The organism is Mycobacterium simiae, assembly GCF_008370645.1.
In the GTDB taxonomy this organism is placed as follows: Bacteria; Actinomycetota; Actinomycetes; order Mycobacteriales; family Mycobacteriaceae; genus Mycobacterium; species Mycobacterium simiae_A.
Map to the genome: position 1 here is coordinate 1 of NZ_VTZN01000542.1, position 431 is coordinate 431.

Genomic DNA, 431 nt, shown 5'->3' on the forward strand with positions numbered 1-431 from the left:
GTCGAGGCGGGCGAATTGGTTTTGTTTGTATTGTTGGGCGCAGGCTGCTCGTCGGACTTTGCCGCTGGTGGTGATGGGGATGGAGCCGGGGGGGACCAGGACGAGGTCGGCGATGGCCAGTCCGTGGGTGGTCGATAGTGCGCAGGTGACGTCGCGTTTGAGGGCGCTGAGGGTGGCGAGGGTTTCTTGGGGTGTGGTGCCGCGTTTTTTGTATTCGATGATGGCGACGAGTTTTTCGGTGCTGCGGTCGCTGGGGATGGAGATTGCTGCGCAGCGGCCGCGGGTGATTTCTTGGATGGTGGCTTCGATGTCGTCGGGGGAGTGGTTGCGTCCGTAGACGATGAGCAGGTCTTTGATGCGGCCGATGATGAATAGTTCGTTGTTGGTGATAAAGCCGGAGTCGCCGGTGCGTAGCCAGGGGCCGTGGGGGG

Annotated in this window: 1 pseudogene; it reads right to left on the reverse strand. The window is 61.7% G+C overall.

Going from position 1 to position 431, the window contains the following annotated elements:
- A pseudogene (locus F0Q45_RS26815) lies at positions 1 to 431 on the reverse strand (acyl-CoA synthetase); the annotation flags it as partial.